The sequence below is a fragment of the Aminobacter aganoensis genome, assembly GCF_014206975.1.
Classification (GTDB): domain Bacteria; phylum Pseudomonadota; class Alphaproteobacteria; order Rhizobiales; family Rhizobiaceae; genus Aminobacter; species Aminobacter aganoensis.
In genome coordinates this window covers 117,998-141,131 of record NZ_JACHOU010000011.1, presented here as the reverse complement: position 1 = coordinate 141,131, position 23,134 = coordinate 117,998, and the positions used below count along the sequence as shown (strand labels likewise).

28 protein-coding genes are annotated in these 23,134 nt (G+C 65.0%); 14 read left to right on the top strand and 14 right to left on the bottom strand.

Annotation, left to right across the window (positions count from 1 at the left end; translation table 11 throughout):
• Positions 1-65: 65 nt before the first annotated feature.
• Both GGR00_RS19410 and GGR00_RS19405 read left to right on the top strand, forming a co-directional pair.
• Positions 66-296, top strand: coding sequence for an AbrB/MazE/SpoVT family DNA-binding domain-containing protein (locus tag GGR00_RS19410; RefSeq protein ID WP_184700447.1), 231 nt, complete (start codon positions 66-68; stop codon positions 294-296).
• Complete coding sequence (locus tag GGR00_RS19405; RefSeq protein WP_184700445.1) at positions 296-706, top strand: PIN domain-containing protein; 411 nt, start codon at positions 296-298, stop codon at positions 704-706. Before GGR00_RS19410 ends, GGR00_RS19405 begins: the two co-directional genes overlap by 1 nt.
• Positions 707-710: 4 nt before the next feature.
• Here GGR00_RS19405 and GGR00_RS19400 read toward each other — a convergent pair whose 3' ends face one another.
• The 3 genes from GGR00_RS19400 to GGR00_RS19390 all read right to left on the bottom strand — a co-directional run bounded on the left by GGR00_RS19400 (position 711) and on the right by GGR00_RS19390 (position 4,855).
• Complete coding sequence (locus GGR00_RS19400; RefSeq protein ID WP_184700444.1) at positions 711-1,400, bottom strand: nitroreductase family protein; 690 nt, start codon at positions 1,398-1,400, stop codon at positions 711-713.
• An 84-nt stretch (positions 1,401-1,484) separates the two neighbouring features.
• A complete protein-coding gene (locus tag GGR00_RS19395) occupies positions 1,485-3,140 on the bottom strand; it encodes an FAD-binding dehydrogenase (RefSeq protein ID WP_184700442.1) in 1,656 nt (551 codons plus the stop codon).
• 230 nt (positions 3,141-3,370) lie between these two features.
• Entirely contained in the window at positions 3,371-4,855 is a 1,485-nt protein-coding gene (locus GGR00_RS19390; RefSeq protein WP_184700441.1) for a carboxypeptidase M32, read from the bottom strand.
• A gap of 134 nt (positions 4,856-4,989) precedes the next feature.
• Between GGR00_RS19390 and GGR00_RS19385 the strand changes: the two genes are divergently transcribed.
• Positions 4,990-5,343 carry a DUF1304 domain-containing protein gene (locus tag GGR00_RS19385; RefSeq protein ID WP_184700439.1) on the top strand — a complete coding sequence of 118 codons (354 nt, stop codon included), beginning with the start codon at positions 4,990-4,992 and terminating at the stop codon, positions 5,341-5,343.
• A gap of 57 nt (positions 5,344-5,400) precedes the next feature.
• Here the strand turns inward: GGR00_RS19385 and GGR00_RS19380 are convergent, their stop codons facing one another.
• The 8 genes from GGR00_RS19380 to GGR00_RS19345 form a co-directional block, all read right to left on the bottom strand.
• Positions 5,401-5,802, bottom strand: a complete 402-nt coding sequence (locus tag GGR00_RS19380) for a hypothetical protein (RefSeq protein ID WP_055974495.1) — start codon at positions 5,800-5,802, stop codon at positions 5,401-5,403.
• 263 nt (positions 5,803-6,065) lie between these two features.
• Positions 6,066-7,097, bottom strand: a complete 1,032-nt coding sequence (locus GGR00_RS19375) for a peptidoglycan -binding protein (RefSeq protein WP_184700437.1) — start codon at positions 7,095-7,097, stop codon at positions 6,066-6,068.
• On the bottom strand, positions 7,098-8,117 hold the full coding sequence (locus GGR00_RS19370) for a MotA/TolQ/ExbB proton channel family protein (RefSeq protein ID WP_055974501.1): 1,020 nt from the start codon (positions 8,115-8,117) through the stop codon (positions 7,098-7,100).
• 195 nt (positions 8,118-8,312) lie between these two features.
• Positions 8,313-9,002 (bottom strand): PAQR family membrane homeostasis protein TrhA, encoded by a 690-nt coding sequence (gene trhA / locus GGR00_RS19365; RefSeq protein ID WP_055974504.1) that lies wholly within the window; start codon positions 9,000-9,002, stop codon positions 8,313-8,315.
• A 72-nt stretch (positions 9,003-9,074) separates the two neighbouring features.
• A complete protein-coding gene (locus tag GGR00_RS19360; RefSeq protein WP_055974506.1) occupies positions 9,075-9,875 on the bottom strand; it encodes an inositol monophosphatase family protein in 801 nt (266 codons plus the stop codon).
• Between the two features lie 25 nt (positions 9,876-9,900).
• The gene (gene efp, locus GGR00_RS19355; protein WP_018429990.1) at positions 9,901-10,467 is read right to left on the bottom strand and encodes an elongation factor P; all 567 of its coding nucleotides are present in this window, start codon (positions 10,465-10,467) and stop codon (positions 9,901-9,903) included.
• A gap of 104 nt (positions 10,468-10,571) precedes the next feature.
• Positions 10,572-11,681 (bottom strand): tetratricopeptide repeat protein, encoded by a 1,110-nt coding sequence (locus GGR00_RS19350; protein ID WP_055974513.1) that lies wholly within the window; start codon positions 11,679-11,681, stop codon positions 10,572-10,574.
• Between the two features lie 2 nt (positions 11,682-11,683).
• Positions 11,684-12,331 carry a thiamine phosphate synthase gene (locus GGR00_RS19345; protein WP_055975430.1) on the bottom strand — a complete coding sequence of 216 codons (648 nt, stop codon included), beginning with the start codon at positions 12,329-12,331 and terminating at the stop codon, positions 11,684-11,686.
• Between the two features lie 176 nt (positions 12,332-12,507).
• On the opposite strand from GGR00_RS19345, the gene GGR00_RS19340 reads away from it, so the two are divergent.
• Together GGR00_RS19340 and GGR00_RS19335 are read left to right on the top strand one after the other, a co-directional pair.
• The gene (locus GGR00_RS19340; RefSeq protein WP_055974516.1) at positions 12,508-13,278 is read left to right on the top strand and encodes a sulfite exporter TauE/SafE family protein; all 771 of its coding nucleotides are present in this window, start codon (positions 12,508-12,510) and stop codon (positions 13,276-13,278) included.
• A gap of 52 nt (positions 13,279-13,330) precedes the next feature.
• A complete protein-coding gene (locus GGR00_RS19335; protein WP_055974519.1) occupies positions 13,331-14,968 on the top strand; it encodes an acyl-CoA synthetase in 1,638 nt (545 codons plus the stop codon).
• Between the two features lie 33 nt (positions 14,969-15,001).
• Here GGR00_RS19335 and GGR00_RS19330 read toward each other — a convergent pair whose 3' ends face one another.
• On the bottom strand, positions 15,002-15,553 hold the full coding sequence (locus GGR00_RS19330) for a DUF2269 family protein (RefSeq protein WP_055974522.1): 552 nt from the start codon (positions 15,551-15,553) through the stop codon (positions 15,002-15,004).
• A gap of 539 nt (positions 15,554-16,092) precedes the next feature.
• On the opposite strand from GGR00_RS19330, the gene GGR00_RS19325 reads away from it, so the two are divergent.
• From GGR00_RS19325 to GGR00_RS19285, 9 genes are all read left to right on the top strand, one after another.
• Positions 16,093-16,470 carry a hypothetical protein gene (locus GGR00_RS19325; RefSeq protein WP_055974525.1) on the top strand — a complete coding sequence of 126 codons (378 nt, stop codon included), beginning with the start codon at positions 16,093-16,095 and terminating at the stop codon, positions 16,468-16,470.
• A gap of 407 nt (positions 16,471-16,877) precedes the next feature.
• The gene (rcdA, locus tag GGR00_RS19320; protein ID WP_055975432.1) at positions 16,878-17,411 is read left to right on the top strand and encodes a protease adaptor protein RcdA; all 534 of its coding nucleotides are present in this window, start codon (positions 16,878-16,880) and stop codon (positions 17,409-17,411) included.
• Positions 17,412-17,501: 90 nt separating this feature from the next.
• Complete coding sequence (ruvC, locus tag GGR00_RS19315) at positions 17,502-18,020, top strand: crossover junction endodeoxyribonuclease RuvC (protein ID WP_055974533.1); 519 nt, start codon at positions 17,502-17,504, stop codon at positions 18,018-18,020.
• A gap of 59 nt (positions 18,021-18,079) precedes the next feature.
• Complete coding sequence (locus GGR00_RS19310) at positions 18,080-18,331, top strand: AbrB/MazE/SpoVT family DNA-binding domain-containing protein (protein ID WP_055974536.1); 252 nt, start codon at positions 18,080-18,082, stop codon at positions 18,329-18,331.
• 102 nt (positions 18,332-18,433) lie between these two features.
• Positions 18,434-18,703: an AbrB/MazE/SpoVT family DNA-binding domain-containing protein gene (locus tag GGR00_RS19305; protein ID WP_055974539.1), complete on the top strand. Its 270-nt coding sequence runs from the start codon at positions 18,434-18,436 to the stop codon at positions 18,701-18,703.
• On the top strand, positions 18,681-19,100 hold the full coding sequence (locus GGR00_RS19300) for a PIN domain-containing protein (protein WP_184700436.1): 420 nt from the start codon (positions 18,681-18,683) through the stop codon (positions 19,098-19,100). The genes GGR00_RS19305 and GGR00_RS19300 overlap by 23 nt, the downstream gene beginning before the upstream one ends.
• A gap of 13 nt (positions 19,101-19,113) precedes the next feature.
• Positions 19,114-19,734, top strand: coding sequence for a Holliday junction branch migration protein RuvA (ruvA, locus tag GGR00_RS19295; protein ID WP_184700434.1), 621 nt, complete (start codon positions 19,114-19,116; stop codon positions 19,732-19,734).
• Positions 19,735-19,774: 40 nt separating this feature from the next.
• The gene (ruvB, locus tag GGR00_RS19290) at positions 19,775-20,815 is read left to right on the top strand and encodes a Holliday junction branch migration DNA helicase RuvB (RefSeq protein ID WP_184700432.1); all 1,041 of its coding nucleotides are present in this window, start codon (positions 19,775-19,777) and stop codon (positions 20,813-20,815) included.
• 3 nt (positions 20,816-20,818) lie between these two features.
• Entirely contained in the window at positions 20,819-21,310 is a 492-nt protein-coding gene (locus tag GGR00_RS19285; protein WP_055974551.1) for a GNAT family N-acetyltransferase, read from the top strand.
• 78 nt (positions 21,311-21,388) lie between these two features.
• Here GGR00_RS19285 and GGR00_RS19280 read toward each other — a convergent pair whose 3' ends face one another.
• Complete coding sequence (locus tag GGR00_RS19280; RefSeq protein WP_184700430.1) at positions 21,389-22,069, bottom strand: hypothetical protein; 681 nt, start codon at positions 22,067-22,069, stop codon at positions 21,389-21,391.
• Complete coding sequence (locus tag GGR00_RS19275; RefSeq protein WP_184700429.1) at positions 22,066-23,100, bottom strand: hypothetical protein; 1,035 nt, start codon at positions 23,098-23,100, stop codon at positions 22,066-22,068. Before GGR00_RS19275 ends, GGR00_RS19280 begins: the two co-directional genes overlap by 4 nt.
• Between the last annotated feature and the right edge of the window lie 34 nt (positions 23,101-23,134).

Below are 23,134 nucleotides of genomic sequence, written 5' to 3'. Positions count from 1 at the left end.
AAGCACCGCCCTTGGCGACTTGCTCGGCAAGATATACATTGCAGTTGTATATCTTGGAGATCGTCATGCAGGTTTCGAAATGGGGCAACAGCCTCGCTATCCGCCTGCCGGCCCAGGTGGTCGAGGCGCTCGATCTCAAGGAGGGCGACGAGATCGACATTCGCGTCGCGGGTGAACGCGCCTTCGACATCGAGCGCGACCGCGGCCTCGAGCGTGCGCTCGAACGCATTCGCGCGCTGCGCAAGCCTCTGCCCAAGGGCTGGAGTTTCGACCGCGACGAGGCGAACCTGCGCTAATGGCGGCGCCAGACGGACTGCTCGACACCAACATCCTCGTCTATGCATTCACCACCGACCCGCGCTGCGCGACGGCAGAGAAGCTCTTGGCCAAGGGCTGCCTCGTCAGCGTCCAGGGGCTCAACGAATTCGCCAATGTCGCGCACCGCAAGCTCGGTATGAGCTGGAGCGAGATCGGCGACGCTTTGACGATCATCCGCACGCTTTGCCCGCGCATTCTGCCGCTCGACGTTGAAACGCATGCCGAAGCCGTCGCCCAGGCCGGACGCCATGGACTTTCGTTCTACGATGCGCTGGTCATCGCGGCAGCGCTTCGCGCCAATTGCGCGACGTTGTGGTCGGAGGACATGCAGCACGGCCGCATCATCGACGGGCGGCTGCGCATCCTAAATCCATTCGCTGTGGAATAGCGCCTCAAAGGAAGGTCGCTATCTCCGACAGGGGCCGCTTCTCGGTAGCGTGGACGGGGATCGTGGCGCCTTCCTTGGGGTAGCCGACGACCATCAGGATGTAGGGCTTGTCGTGCGGATCGCGGCCGCAGATCTGGTTGAGGAAACTCATCGGATTGGGCGTATGCGTGAGCGTGGCGAGACCTGCGCGATGCAGCGCGGCAATCAGGAATCCGGTGGCGATGCTGACTGATTCCGGCACATAGTAGTTCTTGCGGGTGACGCCGTCGGCCGAACGGCTCTTGCGCTCGCCGAAAATGCAGATCAGCCATGGCGCCTCCTCCAGGAACGGCTTGGAGGCATCGGTGCCGAGCGGCGCCAGGGCTTTCAACCACTCCTCGCCGGCGCGGCCCTCATAGAAGGCCCGCTCCTCGATCTCGGCCGCCTCGCGGATCTGGCGCTTGATGTCGGCATCGCCGATGACAGCGAAGTGCCAGGGCTGGTGGTTGGCGCCGTTGGGTGCCGTGCCTGCGGCCATGATGCAGGTCTCGATGATGTCGCGCGGCACCGGCCGTGTCGAGAAATCGCGCACGGTGTGGCGCGTACGTATCTCGTCGTAGAACGACCGGGCACCGGCCCGCATCTCCGCAAGCGGCTTCTCCTCGAAATCGGGCAGCGGAACGGTGCGGTAGCTGTGGGCGGACGAGACGGTCATCGGGGTACTCTCGTTGCTTGATCGTGTTGGCGGACATTCGGGAAAATGGCTCATGCCGTCAATGGACGGACCTGATCATGGCGGTCAGCCTCGCGCGACGTGCCTTCCAGCGTTGCGGCCCGAGAAGATGCAGCCGCCGAGGAAGGTGCCTTCGAGTGCGTTGTAGCCGTGGTAGCCGCCGCCGCCGAAGCCTGCCACCTCGCCCGCCGCATAGAGGCCAGGGATGGGTTCGCCGGTGGCGTCCAGCACCTGACCGTCAAGATTGGTGTGCAGCCCGCCCAGCGTCTTGCGGGTCAGCACATTGAGCCGCACGGCGATCAGCGGGCCGTTGTCAGGGTCGAGGATCTTGTGCGGCCTGGCCGTTCGCACGAAGTGGTCGCCGAGATAACGCCGCGCGCCATGAATGGCGGTGACCTGGGCGTCCTTGCAGAACGGATTGTCGATCTCGCGATCGCGCGCCACGATCTGCGCGTGCAGCCGGTCGTGGTCGATGAGGTCGTTGCCGGCGAGCGCGTTCATGCCGGCAACGAGGTCTCGCAGATCGTCGCGCACGACAAAATCCTCGCCATGCCGCTTGAAGGCTTCGACCGCCGGCGGCGCGCCCCTGGCGCGGCGGCTCTTCAGCACCTCGATCCAGCGCCCGGAGGTGAGATCGGGGTTCTGTTCGGAGCCCGACAGCGCAAACTCCTTCTTGATGATCTTCTGAGTCAGTACGAACCAGGAATAGTCGTGGCCGGTGGACAGGATGCGCCGGAGCGTGCCCAGCGTGTCGAAACCGGGCAGGAACGGCGCCTCCAGCCGCTCGCCAGCCGCGTCGAACCACAGCGACGACGGTCCCGGCAGGATGCGGATGCCATGGTTCGGCCAGATCGGATTCCAGTTGGTCACACCCTCGGTATAGTGCCACATGCGATCGCGGTTGATGACGGTGCCGCCGGCGGCCTCGGTGATGGCGATCATGCGGCCGTCGACATGATGCGGCACGCCCGCCACCATCTTCTTCGGCGCCGGACCGAGGCGCTCGACCGGCCATGCCTTGCGGACGAGGTCATGGTCGCCGCCGATGCCGCCCGAGGTGACGATCACCGTGCCGGCGTGGAACTCGAAATCGCCGGTCGCCGCGCGTCCGGACTGCTGGCCGCGCTCGACGGTGGAGGGTTCGAGCATGTCGCCGGCAACGCCGGTGACGGCTCCATTGGTCTTGATGAGGCGACTCGCCCGGTGCCGGAACTTCAGCGCGATGCGGCCGGCAGCCGCGTGTTCGCCGACACGGCGCAGGAAGGGCACAAGCACGCCGGGCCCGGTGCCCCAGGTGACGTGGAAGCGCGGCACCGAATTGCCGTGGCCGTGCGCGTGAGCCCCGCCGCGTTCGGCCCAGCCGACGACGGGAAACCAGCGCATGCCCTGGGCATGCAGCCACGGCCGCATCTCGCCGGAGGAAAAATCGATGAAGGCTTCGGCCACCTTGCGCGGCCAGTGGTCTTCCGGCCTGTCGAACTGCGCCGAGCCCAGCCAGTCCTGAAGCGCAAGCTCGCGGCTGTCCCTGATGCGCATGCGGCGTTGCTCGGGACTGTCGACGAAGAACAGCCCTCCGAGCGACCAGAATGCCTGGCCGCCGAGCGAGTTCTCGCCCTCCTGCTCGAGGATGGCGACGCGCTTGCCGGCATCGGCGAGTTCGGCCGCGGCGACGAGGCCGGCGAGCCCGCCGCCGATCACGATCGCATCCGCAAGATCCGCCACCTGCCCCTCCCAAGGTCTTTTGGTGTTGCGCGGAGTTTCGGGCAAAGGCCGGCAAGATCAAGCGGAAAGTCGCGATAGTCTGGTACCGTTGGGCAGTTGGAAGCCCCCTCTCCGGCCGCTTCGCGGCCACCTCTCCCCCACTATGTGGGGGCGAGGAAACCAAGTCTTGCGATGCTGTGTCCTGGCGGTTGGCGATGTTTCTCCCCGGACTTGCGGAGAGAAGTCATCAGCTATGCGCCGTAGCGCTTCTTGAGGTGGCTGGTGAAATACGCCGCGTTCAATCGCTCGCCCGTGGCGCGTTCGAGCAGTTCCGGCGTCGACCAAAGCGAGGCCTGCGACCAGATCTTGTCGCGGCGCCAATCGTTGACCGTGTCGAAATGGCCGCGCGCGATCTCTTCGTCGACGGCGGGATGCGCCTTGACGATGGCTGCCCATTGCTGCGCCGCCATCATCGCACCCAGCGTGTAGGACGGGAAATAGCCGAAGGCGCCACCCGGCCAGTGCACGTCCTGCATCGGCCCGTCGGCGGGATTGTCTATGGTCGAGAGGCCGAGATAGTCGCGCATCTTGGCGTCCCATGCCTCGGGCAGGTCCGACACCGCAAGGCGGCCCGAGACGAGCTCCTGCTCCAGTTCGTAGCGCAGGATGACGTGCAGCGGATAGGTGACCTCGTCGGCGTCGACGCGGATCAGGCCGCGCTCGACATGATGGACGTGCGGCAGGATCTCGCCGATCGTCCAGCGCTCGCCGAGATGCTGTTCGACCAGCGGCAACGCCCAATGCCAGAAGGCAGGATTGCGGCCGAGCTGCTTTTCGACGAACAGGCTCTGGCTCTCGTGCACGGCCATGCCGCGCGCCTTGCCGAGCGGCCAGTGCGCCCATGCCTCCGGCAGGTTCTGCTCGTAGAGCGCATGGCCGGTCTCGTGCAGCACGCCCATCAGCGCCGACAGGAAGTCGGAGGTCTTGTAGCGCGTGGTGATGCGCACGTCCGACGGCACGCCGCCGCAGAACGGGTGGTGCGACACCGACAGGCTGCCGCGGGTGAGGTCGAAGCCGACGGCGCCCATCATCGCAAGGCCAAGCTCGCGCTGGCGCTCGACGGCATAGACGCCTGACAGAGCGCGCGGCGGGTTTTTGGCGCGGCGCTCTTGCTGCACTGCCAGTGCTTCCGGCACGAAATCCCGGAGAAAGGCCTTGAGGTCGGTGAACACCGGCGTGATGTCGGATGTGCGGTTGCCGGGATCGTACTGCTCCATCAGCGCATCGTAGGGCGCGAGTCCGAGCGCTTCCGAGCGCAGCGCGGCCTCCTCGCGCACCAGCGTGACGATGCCTTCCAGCGCCGGCTGGAAACCGGCCCAGTCGTTCTTGGCGCGCAGGTCGCGCCACAGTTGCTCGCAGCGCAGCCGCGCCGAGGTCTGGCGTTCGACGAACTCCGACGGCAGGCAGGTCATGTTGGTGTACTGGCGGCTGAATTCCCGCAGCGCCGCAGCCTGCTCGTCATTGAGCGTTTCCGCCTCGGCAGCAGCGATCCAGTCGGCGATCTCGGGTGCGGTCGCCTGGCGGTGATGCATGCCGGCGAGCGCCGACAGCGCCTCGGCGCGCTTGGCACCGCCGCCCACCGCCATGTGGGTTGCCTCGTCGGCACCGAGAATGGCGAGCGCGTGCTCCAGCGCTTCGAGCTTGCGGCCGAGTGCATCGAGTCTTGCGAAGGACATTGCTTTTCCCCTGTCTCAAAATCGCGGCGAGAGGATACCAAACCGCGCCTGTTCGCAAGGCTGTTCAGTTGCTCCACCACTTGCCGGTGCGGCAGCCGGCATGCTCAAGTCGTCCGGAATCGAAGGGGACGGTCATGCTTGCGAACATCCTGGTCGGGCTGGTGGCGCTGATCCACCTCTACATCGTCTATCTGGAAATGGTGCTGTGGGACACGCCGCGCGGCCACAAGGCGTTCGGCCTGAAGCCCGATTTTGCCACCGCCTCGAAGGTGCTGGCCGCCAACCAGGGGCTCTACAACGGCTTCCTTGTCGCCGGCCTGATCTGGGGCCTGTGGCTGGGCACGGCAGGCTTCCAGGTGAAAATGTTCTTCCTGCTCTGCGTCGTCGTCGCCGGCCTTTACGGCGCGGCGACCGTCAGCCGCAAGATCCTCTACATCCAGGCCGTGCCGGCAGCACTGGCGCTCGCCGCGCTGTGGATCGGCTGGTAGCCGGACGCAAAGCCAGGCGCCCCCGACCGGGGACGCCCGACAAGAACAACAGCAGGATCAGCCGCGGAAGGCGTCCTGGCCGACCTGATCGTCCAGGCCGGAGATCCGCGCCATCAGCTGGTGGTATTCGCCCGCCGGGATCATGCCGCCGTCATGCTTAGAACCTGCGACCGCTTCCTTGCGAATCGCCGCCGCCTGCGCTGCCAGACCGCGGGCCTGTGCCGGCGTGATCAGCTTCAGCTGGCGATCGGATGCGATGCGTGCGTCGGCGTCGCGCAGATCGTTGAGTACGGCGCTGAGCTGTCCGCCGATGGCATAGGTCGTGGGCGCAGGTGCGTCGCTGTCGTCATGGTCCGACGAACGGAAATGCGGCTCATGCATCGGCGCTGCCAGGGCCGAAGCGAAAGGAGCCGAGACGAGGAATGCGGCAAGCGCCGCCTTGAGGGTCAAAGAGCGCATGATTGCGTCTCCCGAACTTGCGGGACCCGCTAGCGCGCGGCGTCCCGTCGATCGCAGCCCGTCAAGTTCCGTCGTGTCGCGACTGGACGTCATCGCCGGCGGTTCCCGGACTGCGGCTGGAGTCTAGGTTCGCGCCGCCGGGAAGCCCAATTAAGAAAAGATAATCTTGGCCCGCCACAATCGCGCGGCCAATGCCGCACCGCCGCCCCGGATGAGGCAGGCTTTTCGCACACGAAATTTTGAGACCGAGCCCGCCTGCGGACTTACCGCTCGGTGAGCTTGAGCTCGATGCGTCGATTCCTGGAGCGCGCTTCGTCGGTGCCGCTTTCGTCCAGCGGCTGGAACTCGCCGAAGCCGGCCGCGACGAGACGATTGGCCGGCACGCCATTCTCGATCAGGAACTTCACCACCGACGTCGAGCGCGCCGAGGAAAGCTCCCAGTTGTCACGGTAGCGCCCGGTGCCGGACAGCGGGATGTTGTCGGTGTGGCCGTCGACGCGCAGCACCCAGTTGATCTCCGGCGGGATTTCCTTCTGCAGCTCGAGGATGGCATCGGCGAGCTTCTTCATCTCGCCCCGGCCCGCATCGTTGATCTGCTCGGACCCCGTCGGAAACAGCACTTCCGACTGGAACACGAAACGGTCGCCGACGATGCGGATGTTTTCGCGGTCGGACAGGATCTCGCGCAGGCGGCCGAAGAAGTCGGAGCGGTAGCGGTTGAGTTCCTGCACGCGCTGGGCCAGCGCCACGTTCAGGCGACGGCCGAGATCGGCGATCTTGGTGTTGGATTCCTTGTCCCGGGTTTCCGAAGCGTTGAGCGCTTCCTCGAGCGCGCCGATCTGGCGCCGCAGGGCGGCGATCTGCTGGTTGAGCAGTTCTACCTGGCTGAGTGCGCGCTGGCTGATCTGGCGCTCGCTGTCGAGCTCGCCGGTCAGCGAACCGATCCGCGCCGTAGCCTCGGCGCCGGCGCCTGATCCCTGGGACAACAGCTGTTCGAGCCGGCTCTTTTCGCTCTCGGCGGCCGACAGCGACGCCTGGAGATCGGCCAGCGTGTCCTCAACGTCCTGCGAGTTGGACTTTTCCAGCGCCAGCAGCTGCGTCAGCTCGTTGATCTGCGAGTTGAGCCGGGTCAGCACCTCGTCCTTGCCGGAGATCTCGCGGCTGAGCAGGAACTGCGCCAGCACGAAAACCGAGAGCAGGAACATGATCGCCAGAAGCAGCGTCGACAGCGCGTCGACGAAACCCGGCCAATAGTCGATGCGGCGGTCGCCCCGCCGCCCACGCGCCAGAGCCACTTAGTGGACTCCCTCTTTCTTGAGGGCGTCGGCGATCTTTTCGAGCGTGCTGCGCATCGCCTTCTGCTCGTCGGACTGGGCCTCGACCCAGTCGCGCATGATCTGCTGTTCGCTGCGCATGTTCTTGACCAGGCCGGAGATGCCGTCGGCGAGGCTGGCCATGGCGGCGGCGATGCGCGGGTTCGACCCACCTTGCTCCTGCATGTTGCGCAGGCGCTCGCTGAGCGCCCTGATCTCGTCCGTGGAGCCGTTCTTGGCGTCGGCGACGACGATGTCGGAGGACAGGTCGGTGACGGTCGACAGCCAGTTTTCCAGTTCGGTATAGAAACGCGTCTGGGCGCGGCCGGCCTGAAGGTCGAGGAACCCCAGCACCAGCGAGCCGGACAGGCCGAACAGCGACGACGAGAACGCCGTGCCCATGCCTTGCAGCGGCGCTGCGAGCCCCGCCTTCAGCGCTTCCAGCACAGCGGCCGCATCGCCCGTGCCGGGATCGAGCGACTGGATGGTGTCGCCGATCGAACCGATGGTTTCGAGAAGGCCCCAGAACGTGCCGAGCAGGCCGAGGAAGACGAGCAGGCCAACGAGATAGCGCGAGACGTCGCGGCTTTCGTCGAGGCGGGTGGCGATCGAATCGAGCATCGTCCGCATCGAACTGGTCGAGAACGCCATCGACGACGACCGGCCGAGCATCGCCTTCATCGGCGCCAAAAGCACCGGTTCGGTGACTTCCGAGCCGGCCCGGAAGGAATTGATCCAGCGCACTTCGCGGAACAGGCGTCCGACCTGGACGAAGGCGAGGCCGATGCCGACGACGAGCACGCCGATGATCAGCCCGTTGAGCCCGGGATTGGTGACGAAGGCGTTGGAAATCTGCCGTGTCAGGATCGCCGCGATGAAGGCGACGATCGCCAGGAAGATGATCATCGTCAGCAGGAACACCTGCGGACTGGACAGGCGATGCGGATCGTAGTTGAGCACATCGGAGCCCTTGCCTACTCCGAGAGATTTCAAGAATGACATCGGCGCCCCGGTTCCAGTTCCGCGCGACCAAGGCGTCGCACATCCATCCGGACACGCAAAGGACGCTTCGCCGCTTTCAATCCACGCATGGTGCTTTCGTGAAGTTGCACCGACGCGTTAGTGGACCACGACTGTAAGCGGAAATGTGACGAAAATGAAAGACGCTTGCGCTTCGTGGCGCGCATCGTCCCGCGATCACAGCCGCGCGACCACCAGAAGGTCGATCATCGCCGCGACATGCAGGCCCGCCCCGGTGATGACGAAGCCATGCCAGAGCGCGCTCTGGAAACGCAGCCGCTGCCAGGCATAGAAGATCACGCCGCAGGAATAGACCATGCCGCCGGCAAACAGCAGCCACAGCGTCGCCGAAGGCAGCGTTGCCACCAGCGGCCGCAGGATGACGACGCCGCTCCAGCCCATGGCGAGGTAGAAGGCGATCGCCAGCCGGTCGAGCCTGCCGGGCAGGAACAGCTTGATCGCCATGCCGGCGATGGCCGCCGACCAGACGATGCCCGCCATCCAGCCGGCCGTGACATGATCGTCGAGCTGGACGAGGAACGGCGTGTAGGTGGCGGCGATCAGCAGATAGATGCCGGCATGGTCAAAGCGGCGCAGCACCCACTTGGCCGGCGAGATCGGCCACAGATTGTAGGCGCACGACACCGAAAGCACGGTCAGCAGCGCCACGACGAAAACCACGGCGGCGAGGTACTCGCCGGTGGCAGTGTAGAATGCGGAGATCGAAAGCAGCACCGAACCGGCGCCGACGGCGAGCAGGATGCCGATCGCGTGGACCACGCCGTCGGCGATGAGTTCGGCACGCGAATGGCTGTAGCGCCCGATGAAGGGCACAGCTGTCTCAGGCTTGCGGAGATTGTCCGTCATCGTTCGTCCCTGCGCCCTCCCTAATATGGGCAGGCGCAGGCACGAAGCGCAAGCAGCGCGCCGCGCGGCGGATCAGCGCGGCGTGACCGGCTTCTTCAGGGTCTTGAGAAGCGCGCGGTGGATGGTCTCGTTGCCGACGACGATCGAGCCGCCATCGAGCATGTCCTGGCCACCCTTGTCGTCGGAGACGAAGCCACCGGCCTCACGCACCAGGAGGATGCCGGCTGCGACGTCCCAGGGCGACAGCGCCGTCTCCCAGAAGCCGTCCATGCGGCCGGCAGCGACATAGGCCAGGTCGAGCGCCGCCGAGCCGAGCCGGCGGATGCCCGCGACTTCGCCCATGACGTTGCGCAGTTCGAGCAGGAAGTTGCCGTGGTGGCCGCGGCCGAGATGCGGCACGCCGCAGCCGATGACCGCATCCGAAAGCTTAGTCCGGCCCGAGACGCGCAGGCGGCGGTCATTGAGGAAGGCACCGCCACCGCGTTCGGCGGTGTAGAGCTCGTCCATCGCCGGGTTGTAGACCACCGCGGCGACGATCTGGCCCTGGCGTTCCAGCGCGATCGAAATCGAAAACACCGGAATGCCGTGCAGGAAGTTGGTGGTGCCGTCGAGCGGATCGACGATCCAGCGGTGCTGGTCGTCCTCGCCGGCGACGACGCCACGCTCTTCCATCAGGAAGCCGTAGCCCGCACGGGCCTTCGACAGCTCGGCAAACAGGATGTCTTCGGCCTTGCGGTCGGCCTGGCTGACATAGTCGCCCGGGCCCTTGAGCGAGACCTGCAGGTTCTGCACTTCGCCGAAGTCGCGAGCCAGCGAGCGGCCGGCCTTCATGGCGGCCTGCACCATGACATTTAGGATCGCTGAACGCGCCATGATCTGGAACTCTCCGTTGCCGTGCTCAATCCGCGCGGCGGACGTAGGTGATCTCGTTGGTATCGACGATGATGCGCTCGCCCGACGAGATGAAGGGCGGCACCAGAACGCGGACGCCGTTTTCGAGCACGGCCGGCTTGTAGGACGAAGCGGCCGTCTGACCCTTCACCACCGGGTCGGCCTCGGTGATCGTCAGCGTCACCTGGTCGGGCAGCGCGATGCCGATCGGGCGCTCGTCATAGAGCTCGACCGTGACCATCATGCCATCCTGCAGGAAGGCGGCACGGTCGCCGACGAAATCCTTGAGCAGTTCGAGCTGCTCGTAGCTTGCGGTGTCCATGAACACCAGCGCGTCGCCCTGTTCGTACAGGAACGAGAAGTCCTTCTGCTCGAGGCGGACCTTTTCGACCGTCTCGGCCGAGCGGAAGCGTTCGTTGAGCTTGGTGCCGTTGATGAGGTTCTTCAGCTCGACCTGGTTGTAGGCGCCGCCCTTGCCGGGCTTGACGTGATTGGTCCTGACCGCCACCCAGAGGCCGCCGTCATGCTCGATGACGTTGCCGGGACGGATTTCGTTGCCGTTGATCTTGGCCATGATTGGATTCCGGAAGAGAGGTTTGCGCCGGAAGGGGCGCTATCGGCGCCTCCAAGACCACAAAATGGCTTTTTAGGCAAGAGAAGTCGCGATTATCGCTGATCTCAGCGGATGCGGTTGGCGCGCTCCAGCGCCTGTTTCATCTCGACGTCGGTCAGGCCGCGCAGGAAGTCGTCCATCTCGGGATCGTTGAGACCGGCGCGGCGGGCATTGATGTACCACGCCCCGGCGAGGATCGGATCGGGATCGATGCCGATGCCGCCCATGTAGAACTTGGCAAGCCGGTTCTGCGCCGCGACATTGCCGCTGTCGGCGGCGAGCTTCATCCAGCCGAAGGCCGACTTCAGGTCGCGGTCGCCGCCGCGACCGTCGGCCATCCACAGGCCAAGATCGAACTGGGCGGTGTCATAGTTCTGGCGCGCCGCGCGCACGAGCATCATGCGCGCCTGCTTGTCGTCGCGCAGCTTGCCGCCGACGCCGTTGGCAAGCACCTGGGCCATCGCATATTGCGCGTCGGCAAGTCCGGTCGCCGCGGCCCGTTCGTAATAGGGCACGGCCTTCTCCAGGCCCCGGCCGCCGGGCTCGCGCTGCACCAGCATCTGGGCATAGTTGAACTGGGCGAGCCGGTTGCCGGCCTCGGCCGCCGCCTGCATCAGCGCGTTGGCAGCCTTGTCGTCGCGGGTGACGTATTTTCCGTCGAGCAGCAGCAGCGCATACTGGAACTGGGCTTCGGGAACGCCCTGCTCGGCGGCGCGCTCGTACCATTTGGCCGCCTCGGAATCGTTGCGCGCCACGCCCAGGCCGCGCGACAGGATCTCGGCGATCAGCGTCTGGGCAGCGGAGTCACCCGCTTCGGCCCGCGGCAGCGCCAGATTGTAGGCCGTCTTGTAGAGCCCGCGCTGGAAGGCGCCATAGGCCTCGTCCGAGTGCTTGCCGCCGAAACGGTTGGGATCGATGCCGTCGGGCGCCCTGGTCGCCGGATTGGCGCCGAGATCCGGCACACCGGGAGCAGCGGGAGCCGGCTGCAAGGCAGGGATCGCCTCCGGCGTCGGCGCGGGTCCGAAGCGACTGGGGTCGACGATGTCGACAGGTTTGCCAAGCGAAGGAACCGCACCCTGGTCGGACGGTGTGACCGGCGCGCTTTCGACGGCAATCGCGGGCTCGAGCCCGAAACCCAGGCACAGAAGTGCGGCAAGGAAGCGCGAACGGTCCATCGTCAACCCTCGAAATGCGGCGCCGTCTCGTCGAGCAGCGCATTGGCGCGAGCCACCGCCTCGCGCGGATCGATGCCTTCGCCGAACACCGCCGACGACAGCGCGACGAATTCCACGCCCGTCGCAGCCACCACCCCGACGGAGGCGAGGTCCGAACCGGCCATGACGATGCACGGGATCTCGATCATCTCGGCCCACCACTGGCCAAGCGAGAGATTGCGCGAATGCGGGTCGGGCTTGTTGTCGTAGCCGAACCGCCCGAAGAAGATGTAGTCGGGACGCTCCTCGCCCAGTTCGAGCGCGTCGTCGCGCGTCTTGGCGCCGCCGACGCCGACCATCATGCGCTCCTGGTAATGCTCGACGGCCTCGGCGAGATCCGCCTTCTTGCCCTCGACATGGATGCCATCGGCATGGATGCGGCCGGCGACGCGGGTGTCGCCGGCGACGACCACGGCCACGCCGGCCTCGCGTGCCGCTGCGGCAACCTTTTCGGCGAAGGCCTGGAACGACACCTCATCGGCGCCCTCGGCGGGGAGAATGAGCGAAGCGACGTCGCCACCGGCAAGTGCGGCCTCGACATCCTGCGGCGGCACCGAGGGCGGCGCAATCAGCACGATGCGGCAGCGATTGGGCGGCGTGTTTGGGTTCATGTTCATCGATCCGGTGCTTGACGCCTATGCAAGGCGATCATGTTTGCATTGGGGCATAGAACAAAGTGCCGCCGTTGAACAGGACAGGCAGCTGAACCCAAGCATATGAAAAGATTGGCGCAGCACTCGCCAACACGCTGCCGTGCGGCTATTGCGGACGCGAAAGGCGGCTGTCCATGATTTCGCTTCTGCTCGATCCGTGGTTTTACGCGGCGGCGGTGCCGGCGGTGATTCTCGTCGGCTTGTCCAAGGGCGGCTTCGGCGGTGCCGTCGGATTCGTCGGCGTGCCGCTGATGGCACTGGTGATGTCGCCGGTGCAGGCCGCCGCCATCCTCCTTCCCATCCTCATCCTGATGGACGTCGTGTCGCTGTGGAGCTGGCGCGGCGTCTTCGACCGCACGATCCTCTGGCAGATGCTGCCGGGATCGATCGTCGGCATCGGCATCGGCTGGCTGATGGCTTCGGTGGTGACCGCCGACAACGTACGCTTCATCGTCGGCGCCATCGCCTTCATCTTCGTTGCCCGCTGGATCTACACCAGCCTGCGCCACGGCGCCGACCACAAGACCGAGCCGAATGGCATCGCCGGCGCCTTCTGGGGATTGATCGCCGGCTTCACCAGCTTCGTCGCCCATGTCGGCGGTCCACCCTTCCAGGTCTACACGCTGCCGCTGCGGATGGACCCCAAGGTGCTGACCGGCACCAGCGTCATCTTCTTCGCGGTGACCAACGCCATCAAGCTGGTCCCCTATTTCGCCCTCGGACAATTCGATACCGCCAACCTCACCGCGTCGCTGGTCCTCATGCCGATTGCCCCGCTGGCGACGCTTGCCGGCGCCTGGCTCGTCAGGCGGATGCGGCCGGAAATCTTCTATCCCTTCACCTACGCCACGGTGGCAATCGTCGCGCTGAAGCTGCTTTATGACGGGATCGCCGAATTCATTTGAGGGCGAAGCAGCCAGTCTCTTATCTTGATCCGGTAGATCAGGGAGAACACCGATGGGTCGGCCATACGAGGAAAACCTCGACAAGAACCCCGCCAATCACCAGCCGCTGACGCCGCTGACCTTGCTCGAACGTGCCGCCAAGACCTTTCCCGACCATGTCGCGATCATCCATGGCGGCCAGCGCCTGACCTACCGCGATTTCTGGCGCCGCTCGCTGAAGCTCGCCTCGGCCCTTGCAGCCAAGGGCATCGGCAAGGGCGACACTGTGACGGTGATGCTGTCCAACACGCCGCCGATGCTGGAAGCGCATTTCGGCGTGCCGATGACCAAGGCCGTGCTGCATTCGCTCAACACCAGGCTCGACGCGGCGATCATCGCCTTCCAGCTCGACCATGCCGAGACCAAGCTCCTGATCGTCGACCGCGAATTCTCCGGCGTGGTCAGGGAGGCGCTGGCGCTGGCAACCGTCAAGCCGCTGGTCATCGACTATGACGATCCCGAATATCCCGCCGATGCCCCCTACCCCAAGGGCGAACCCATCGGCAGCCTCGACTACGAGGCGTTCGTTGCCTCGGGCGAAGAGACCTTTGCCTGGTCGATGCCCGACGACGAGTGGGACGCCATTTCGCTCAACTACACCTCCGGCACGACTGGCAACCCCAAGGGCGTGGTCTACCACCATCGCGGTGCCGCGCTGATGGCCTATTCCAACACCATCCATGCCAGCATGGGCAAGCACTGCGTCTATCTCTGGACGCTGCCGATGTTCCACTGCAACGGCTGGTGCTTTCCCTGGACCCTCGCGGTCCAGGCCGGCACTCATGTCTGCCTGCGCTGGGTGCGCGCCGGGCAGATGTACGCGGCAATCGCCGACCATGGCGTCACCCATCTCTGCGGCGCGCCTGTCGTCATGTCGTTGCTGATCAACACCAGGGACGAAGAAAAGCGCAGCTTTCCGCAGGCGGTGACCTTCAACACGGCAGCAGCCCCGCCACCCGAGGCGGTGCTGTCTGGCATGGCCGATGCCGGTTTCGCCGTTACCCATCTCTACGGCCTGACCGAGACCTATGGGCCGGCCGTCGTCAACGAGTGGCACGGCGAATGGGACGGGCTGGACAAGGATCCGCGCACGGCGAAGAAGGCGCGGCAGGGCGTGCGCTATGCCGCACTCGAAGGCCTGACGGTCATGAATCCCGAGACGATGGAGCGGACGCCCGACGATGGCGAGACCATCGGCGAGGTGATGTTCCGCGGCAACATCGTCATGAAGGGCTATCTCAAGAACGCGAAGGCCACCGACGAGGCCTTCGCCGGCGGCTGGTTCCATTCCGGCGACCTCGGCGTGATGCATCCCGACGGCTACATCCAGCTCAAGGATCGCTCCAAGGACATCATCATCTCGGGCGGCGAGAACATCTCGTCGATCGAGGTCGAGGACGCGCTCTACAAGCACCCGGCTGTCGCCTCCTGCGGCGTGGTCGCCCGCGCCGACGACAAGTGGGGCGAGGTGCCCGTTGCCTATGTCGAGCTGAAACCGGGCAAGGTAGCGACGGAAGCCGAGATCATCGAGCACTGCCGCGGCCTGCTTGCCCGTTTCAAGGTGCCGAAGGCGGTGATCTTCGCCGAGATCCCCAAGACATCGACCGGCAAGATCCAGAAATTCCGCCTGCGCGACATGGCCAGGGGATGACCGGAGCCCCAGCGCCCAGCGCCGTTTCGCCCGTCAGGCCGAGACGGCGGGGGCCGGCCGCAGCCCGTCGAAAGCGGCCCACAGGCCAAGGCCGAGCACGGCGGCCATGGCGAGCAGGATCGGCACGTCCGCCGCTGTCGGCTTGAGCACCATGTCGGCGACGATGACCAGCATCACCGCATAATCGAAGCGCGCCACCTTGAGGATGCGCCGGCCCTGGTCGAGAACGGCGGGCGTGACGCCCTCGCGGGCGATGAGCGCCGACATGCGGTCGGCCGACGGCTTGAACACCAATGTACCGACCAGGAAGGTCGTTGCGTAGCCGGCAAGGCCGATGACGATCCAGAGATCGCGGAAGCCGACCCAGAACCAGCACATGACGAGCCCGAGCAGGAGCGTGACCAGCGATGCCGGCATGAACAGCCGGTTGCCGAGTTCGCCGACCGAACGCATCACCTGCAGCATGCCCTGGGTGTCGCCGGCACGGTCGGCCCGCGCCGCAAGCAGCATGAGCGCGAAGCCGCCGCCGACCCAGAGCACGGCCGCCACGACATGCAGCAGCTTGACGAGAGAATACAAATCCATCTCCGAACCTTTCCAATCCGGTTTCCCGAAAACGCGGCAACCCATCTCTCTGGCGACGCTGATTTTCGGCGCGGCAAATAGCACCGGCGCTGTTTCGCCATTGTGTCGGCGCGGATCGCCGAATGTTTCGGCAGACCCACCCGAGAGGTTGACGCATTGGCTGATCCACATGACTGCCGGGCTCCAGGCGGACGAGTTGGAAGGGTCTGTACAGCACGGGCGCCGGCCGCTGGCCGGACTGAGGCGAAAGACCCCCGGAAAACTGCGGAAATTCCAATCGCCGGACATGGCGACGGTTGGGCAACGGGCCTGAAGGCATGGTATGTTTACATGCGCCGTGGGGACGGCGCGCATCCGGAACCCGGCCGCGGGGAGGCAACGGCTGGCTGATCCAGCTTCCAATGTAACGAGACCGGAAGCATGCCGTGCAGCAGCGCGGCATGCGGCGGAAACACGGCCGGTGCTAATGCGCCGGCACCGACCTGTTCGTCGTCACCAACCCATTCCCTGCGGGGGGAAAAGGCAATCGGAGCAAGGATATGCAAGGGGTAGCACGGAATTTCTTCACGCTCGCCATCGTCTATGCGCTGGCCGGCATGGCGCTCGGCCTGCACATGTCGATCAGCCAGGACCACACGCAGATGCCGGTCCACGCCCACACCATGGTGGCAGGCTGGCTGATGTCGGCGGTGTTCGCCGTCTTCTATCATCTGTTCCCCGTGGCGCGGGACAAGATGCTGGCCAAGATCCATTTCTGGCTGACGGCCATCAGCGGCATCGGACTTCTGGTCGGACTGTTCTTCCTGCTCGGCGGCAATCCCGCGATCGAGCCTGTGGTCGCGATGTCGTCGATGGGCTTCTACGCGGCGATGTTGCTGTTTGCCGTCATAGCACTTCCGGTCGTCTGGAAGTCGTGAGTCGGCGCAGCACCGGCGGGGCGTTCTCCACGGCAGGGTTGTGCCGTGTCGGCACAGTCAACGACAAATCGGCAACGTCCTTAAGCGTCCATTAAGCATTCCAGTTGTTTACTGTGCGTATCCAGTCATCTGGATTCTTACCGAGTGGTTGGAGCCACTTTGTTTGACGCCTCCCTGTTAAACTCCTGAGAGCCGCGCTTTTCCGCGGCTCTTTTTTTTCGCGCGCAGGTCCGTGGAGCGCCCTCCAAAAGCGCTCCAATCCGCCGCGTTAACCCTTTGTTAAACATGCGCTTGCGTTCGCATGAGCGGAAGCGCATTTTCATCGGGCTTGGCGTATAGGAGCGGACCGCGCAGAATCCGTCGCCAAAGACGGGCAGTACGCGGATCAGGGTTGCAGGGTAGCGATGATGAACGAGCCTTCGAGGGAAAGCGGAAATACCATCAAGCTCGCCGAAAGGCGGGTGTTTTCGCCGTCCTTCAAGCCTCTCTACAACGAGGGCATGGGGCTGGTCGAACAGGCCGCCGAGTATCTCGACGGCGCCGGACGCGTCGAGGCCAAGAAGCTGTCGCGGCTTGCCGCCACGCTTTACGCCGCCGAATCGATGCGGCTGACCACGCGACTGATGCAGATCGCATCCTGGCTTCTGCTGCAGCGGGCCGCCAACTCCGGCGAGATGACCCGCGACCAGGTCGCCTCCGAGAAATCGAAGGTACGCCTCGACACCGCTTCCGCCCATGACGACGCCGCCGGCTGGAACGAATTGCCTGCCGATTTCGTCGACCTCGTCCGCCGCTCGCTTCGCCTGCAGGCGCATGTCCGCCGCATGGACGAGGAGATCTATGGCAACGGTGCTACCGTCGTGCCAGTGCAGGCGATGCGCCGCAGCAACCCCGTCTCCGACCAGATCAGCCTGCTCAACACTGCATTCGCCCGCAACTAGGCGCCGGCACAGTCCTCGCCAATGCGGGGATCGTTGCTATTTTGTTCACATTTTTCTGGCGTCCTGCATCCGTGGAGATAGAGTTCGCGGATGAGAGAGACGATTCGCATCATTGGCATCGACCCGGGCCTTCAGCGCACTGGCTGGGGCATCATCGAATCGCTCGGCAACTCGCTGCGCTTCGTCGCCTCCGGCACGGTGCGTTCCGACAGCAAGGCGGCGCTGGCCAGCCGGCTGTGCCAGTTGCACGACGGCCTTGCCGACGTGCTCCATCGCGAGATGCCGCATGAAGCAGCGGTCGAGGCGACCTTCGTCAACAAGGACGCCACCGCCACGCTGAAGCTTGGCCAGGCCCGCGGCATCGCCATGCTGGTGCCGGCCCGCGCCGGGCTGGCGGTCGCCGAATATTCGCCCAACGCCGTCAAGAAGGCGGTGATCGGCGTCGGCCACGGCGACAAGAAGCAGATCGCCATGATGGTCAAGGTACTGTTGCCCAAGGCCGGCTTCGACACCGCCGACGCGGCCGACGCGCTGGCCATCGCCATCTGCCACGCGCACCATCGCCAGAGCCCGGCCTACCGGCTTGCAGCACTTGCCGCGCAGGCTTGATGTTCTTGACTTGTTCCATTCATGGGGACATGCCTTCCCCGTAAGAGAAGGATGATTCCATGCGCGTGACGAGCAAGGGACAGGTGACGATTCCGCGCGACCTGCGCGAAACATTCGGTATCGGCGCCAATACCGAAGTGATCTTCGGCATCGAGGGCGGCAAGATCACCATCGTACCCAAGGACGAGATCAACAGGCTGGCCGACCGCGACCGGCTGGACCGGTTCCTGGCCATTCTCGACCGCCTCGAAGGTGCTGCCGATCAGTCTGCCGGCGCCGACGAGTTGTCGGCCCTGGCGAGGGAACGGTAGCGGCGAGCCCCTGGTTCTGGCGCTGGAGCCGTTACCCGCGGCAGCGCCATGTTCTTGACTTGTTCTCTCACGACACGTAAGTAATACCAACGAGGTATTACCATGCGCGTGACGACCAAAGGCCAGGTGACCATCCCCAAGGAGATCCGCGACCGGCTTGGCATCGAGCCCGGCTCGGAGGTGGATTTCGTGACCGATCAGGAAGGTGCCCGCATCGTCCCGATCCGGCCGGCACAAACGCCCGAGGAAAGGGCGCAACAGTTCAAGCAATGGTTGGATCGTGTTGCAGGTACGGTCGATCTCGGTGGCATGACCGCTGACGACTACATGGAATGGCTGCGGGGGCCGCGTGACGATCTCGACCCTCGTTGACACCAACATCTTCATCGACGTCTTGCTGCCGGAACAACTCAGGGGCGGCTGGTCCGCGAGGCATCTCGAGGTGTGTTTCCATGCAGGCGAAATCGCGATCAACCCGATCATCTGGTCGGAACTCGCATCGCCGGTGCGCGACCAAGCAGGCCTCGAAGGCGCCCTGGCGTGGCTCAAGCCACGTCGCGAACAAATCCCATGGGACGCCGCCTTCCTCGCCGGACTGGCGCATGCGAGGTACCGGCGTTCGGGTGGAACCCGCGACCGCACCCTGCCCGACTTCCTCATCGGCGCGCATGCGCAGGTGGCGGGGCACCGTCTGTTGACGCGCGACGCCACGCGCTATCGCAGCTACTTCCCCGACCTCGACATCATCGCACCCGACACCCATCCATGACGGAAAGCAGCACATGATCGGCAAATTGAAGGGCACCGTCGACGAGATCGGCGAGGACTATTGCGTGCTGGACGTCCACGGCGTCGGCTACGTCGCTTATTGCTCGGCGCGGACGCTCGCCGCCCTGCCCGGGGCCGGCGAAGCCGCGATCCTCCATATCGAGACCTATGTCCGCGAAGACATGATCCGCCTCTACGGCTTCAAGTCCGAGCTGGAGCGCGAATGGTTCAGGCTGCTGCAAAACAACGTCCCCGGCGTCGGCGCCAAGGTGGCGCTCGCCATCCTGTCGACGCTGGCGCCGGCCGATCTGGCCAATGCCATCGCGCTGCGCGACATCGCCATGGTCAGCCGTGCGCCCGGCGTCGGCAAGAAGGTCGCCGAACGCATCGTCACCGAACTCAAGAACAAGGCGCCGGCCTTCGCCGGGGAAGCCTCGGGCACGATCGGCCTCAAGCAGGAGCTCGGCGAGGGTGTCGCCCCTGCCCCGATCGCGGATGCGGTCTCGGCGCTGGTCAATCTCGGCTATTCCCGCGACATCGCCGCCAACGCCATTGCCGCCGCCATGAAGACCGCCGGCGACGACGCCGATTCCTCCAAGCTGATCCGTTTCGGCCTGAAGGAGCTGGCGCGGTGATTGCCTTGCCCGCAGACAGGCGCCATGCGAGGACGAAGGCATGAACACGCCCACCCGCCTCATCACCCCGGAAAAGCGCGGCGAAGACGCCGACAACAGCCTGCGGCCGCAGACCCTGGACGATTTCGTCGGCCAGGCGGCGGCGCGCGCCAACCTGAAGATCTTCATCGAGGCTGCCAAGGGGCGTGGCGAGGCGCTCGACCATGTGCTCTTCGTCGGCCCGCCCGGCCTCGGCAAGACGACGCTCGCCCAGATCATGGCGCGCGAGCTCGGCGTCAATTTCCGCTCGACCTCGGGCCCGGTCATCGCCAAGGCCGGCGATCTCGCGGCACTGCTCACCAATCTCGAGGAACGCGACGTGCTGTTCATCGACGAGATCCACCGGCTCAACCCGGCGGTCGAGGAAATCCTCTATCCGGCGATGGAGGACTACCAGCTCGACCTGATCATCGGCGAAGGCCCGGCGGCGCGCTCGGTCAAGATCGACCTGGCGAAATTCACGCTCGTCGCCGCCACCACCCGGCTTGGCCTGCTCACCAACCCACTGCGTGACCGCTTCGGCATCCCGACCCGGCTCAATTTCTACACGGTCGAGGAACTCGAACTGATCGTGCGCCGCGGCGCTCGCATTCTCGGTATGCCGCTCGCCGACGACGGCGCCATCGAGATCGCACGGCGCGCGCGCGGTACGCCGCGCATTGCCGGCCGTCTGCTGCGGCGTGTCCGCGATTTCGCAGCCGTCGCCGGCTCGGGTCCGGTCGACCGCCGCATTGCCGACGAGGCACTGTCGCGGCTCGAGGTCGATGCGCTCGGCCTCGACCAACTCGACCGGCGCTACCTGTCGATGATCGCGATGAATTTCGGTGGCGGCCCGGTCGGCATCGAGACCATCGCCGCCGGCCTGTCCGAGCCGCGCGATGCGATCGAGGACATCATCGAGCCCTATTTGATCCAGCAGGGCTTCATCCAGCGCACGCCGCGTGGCCGCATGCTGACGGCGAATGCCTGGAAACACCTTGGCCTCGACGTGCCGAGGGAGCTGTCCGTGCAGCAGATCAACCTGTTCCAGGAAGAGGATTGACACATGCTCGGCTATCGCCCGGGAGTGATAGCCGACATCGTCCGGTTGCACGCCGAATATTACGCCCGGGAATGGGGCTTCGGCTTGCTCTTCGAAGCCAAGGTCGCCGGCGAGTTGTCGGCCTTCCTGCGCGACTTCAGGCAAGGCCAGGATTTCTTCGCCGCCGAATACGCCGACGATGGCAGCCTGCTGGGCACGATCAGCATCGAAGCGTCCACGCCAGTCGAGCCGCTGGCGCATCTGCGCTGGTTCATCACCAGCGACGGCGCGCGTGGCACCGGCCTCGGCCGGCGGCTGATGGAACAGGCCATGGCGCATGTCGGCGCCAGAGGCTTTCCAGGCGTCTACCTCACGACATTCGCCGGGCTCGGCCCCGCGCGCCATCTCTACGAGTCCTTTGGCTTCACCCTCGTTGCCGAGGAGGAGCGCGACCAATGGTCGGGCGGCGTGCGCGAACAGCGTTTCGAGCGACGCCGCACGGGCGCTGGATCTTGATCACACGCCGCGTTTCTTCCAGGGCGGCAGCGACCAGACCTTCTCGGACAGCCTGGGCTTCGGCATCGTGCCGCCGCGCTACAGTGCCTGCTCCACCGGGAACGGCGTCGGCTCCCAGATGCGGGCGAAGCCTTTGGGCAGTTTGGCCATGCGCGCTTCTTCCCAGTTGGCCAGTTGCCGGGCAATAGCAAGCCTGTCGCCTTTGTCGAGCGCCGGCCCGAGCCCATCGACGACCGCCGCCACTTCCGCTTCGGCAAAGCCTGGAATGCACCACAAGGATCGGCCATTCCTGAGATCGTCGAGCTTGGCCCTTGCCGTCTCCAGATCGCCACGCGCCGCATGCAGGCAGGCGCCGCGCAGTTCGTCGATCTCGAAATGGCGATACGGGAGCGGCTTGGTTTCGACATAGCCGACCAGATCGTCCAGCGTCTGGATGCTGCGAAAGATGGGCAGCACCACACTTTCAAGCTTTGAGATGAAGTATTCCGGCATATCGGGGTCGTCCCACAGCCAAAGACCTGGGCTGTCCCGATAGAGACGCTCGCCCCAGTTGAGTGGGAAGTTGCCGACTGGTTCGCAGAAATGGGTGACGGCCCATTGGGGGACGACGAAGGAATCGTGGTCACGGCTCAGCATGACAATTCCGCGAAGCACATGCCTGATCGGCTTCATGACAATCCAGCGGCCGATCATCCCGAGATCCGGATGGCGTTTCAGAACGGGGCCGAGACGACGCTTGATGAGTTCCGAAGCGGTCATTCGTAAGGCCTCACTTCGATGATGACGATCGGACGGCCAAGATAGGCAAGCCGCCTCGCAAACTCGATGGCCCGGCTGCGGCTAAGCCCCCGTCTTCCTGTTTTGAGATCATAAACACAGATCGGGCCAACATCTCGATCTTCCAAAACATCGACGCGCACCGCGCTGAAATCGATCACGGTCTCCTCGATTCGTTTCAGCAAAGACTGTTCCGACCTTAGGGTCGGATCGTTGAGAGCTACGATTTTGTTATGTAACCGCGAATGCACCGCCGTGCCGAACACCGTGGCACTCGAATACGGCCCGGCGAGCCTGGCCTCCTGCATCGCTTCGTCCGACAGCCTTTGGACGAGTTCGAGCTTGGTGCAGACCTTCTCCGTCTCTGCGCGCGAGAGTATGCCGACAAAGCTCAACGGCGTCAGCAACGACCCGTTCGGCCGGAATTCCTTGGCCGTAAATGCAAGGCACGCCTTCTGGTCGCGCGTATTGCCAACCGAAAGGTGATTGTAGAGCTGCCGCCCCGCCTCGAAAGCTTGCCGAGCAACCGGCGCATTGACACGTTGAATCACAGGCAGGGACATCGGCCCTGTCGGCGTCCACACCGTTTTGCTGACCGGATTGCCTGCGCCATCCGTCACGGTTTGTGTCGCACCTTCGGTCTGGAAGACGAAACGCCTTCCTCCGGCCAGGGTCACCGTGTGCCGGACGTGGGGATTTGCCGGGCTGTGTCGTGGGCCGGCACGCGTCGCAACGCGTGCTGGCGCTACTCCCACCGCGGCATCCCTGCCTGGCGTCTTGATGGGCGGCGTTCCAACTCCACCGGGGTTGCGGTTCGGCCGCGAGCGTCCCGCACCTCCACCGCCGTCCGTCCACTGCCCCCCGTCGGGATCTCCGGCGGGCACGCGCGGTTGGCTTGGATTGAAGCCGGCTTTCAGCCGAAGGCGCAGCAGTTTGATGTCCACGTCAAGCGCAGCATGTCTTGCGCGGAGCTTTCTGAGCGCCTGGTCTTCACTTGTGTTCGTCATGCTCATCCCATCGCCAAACAAAGGCAATGGTACAAGAAAA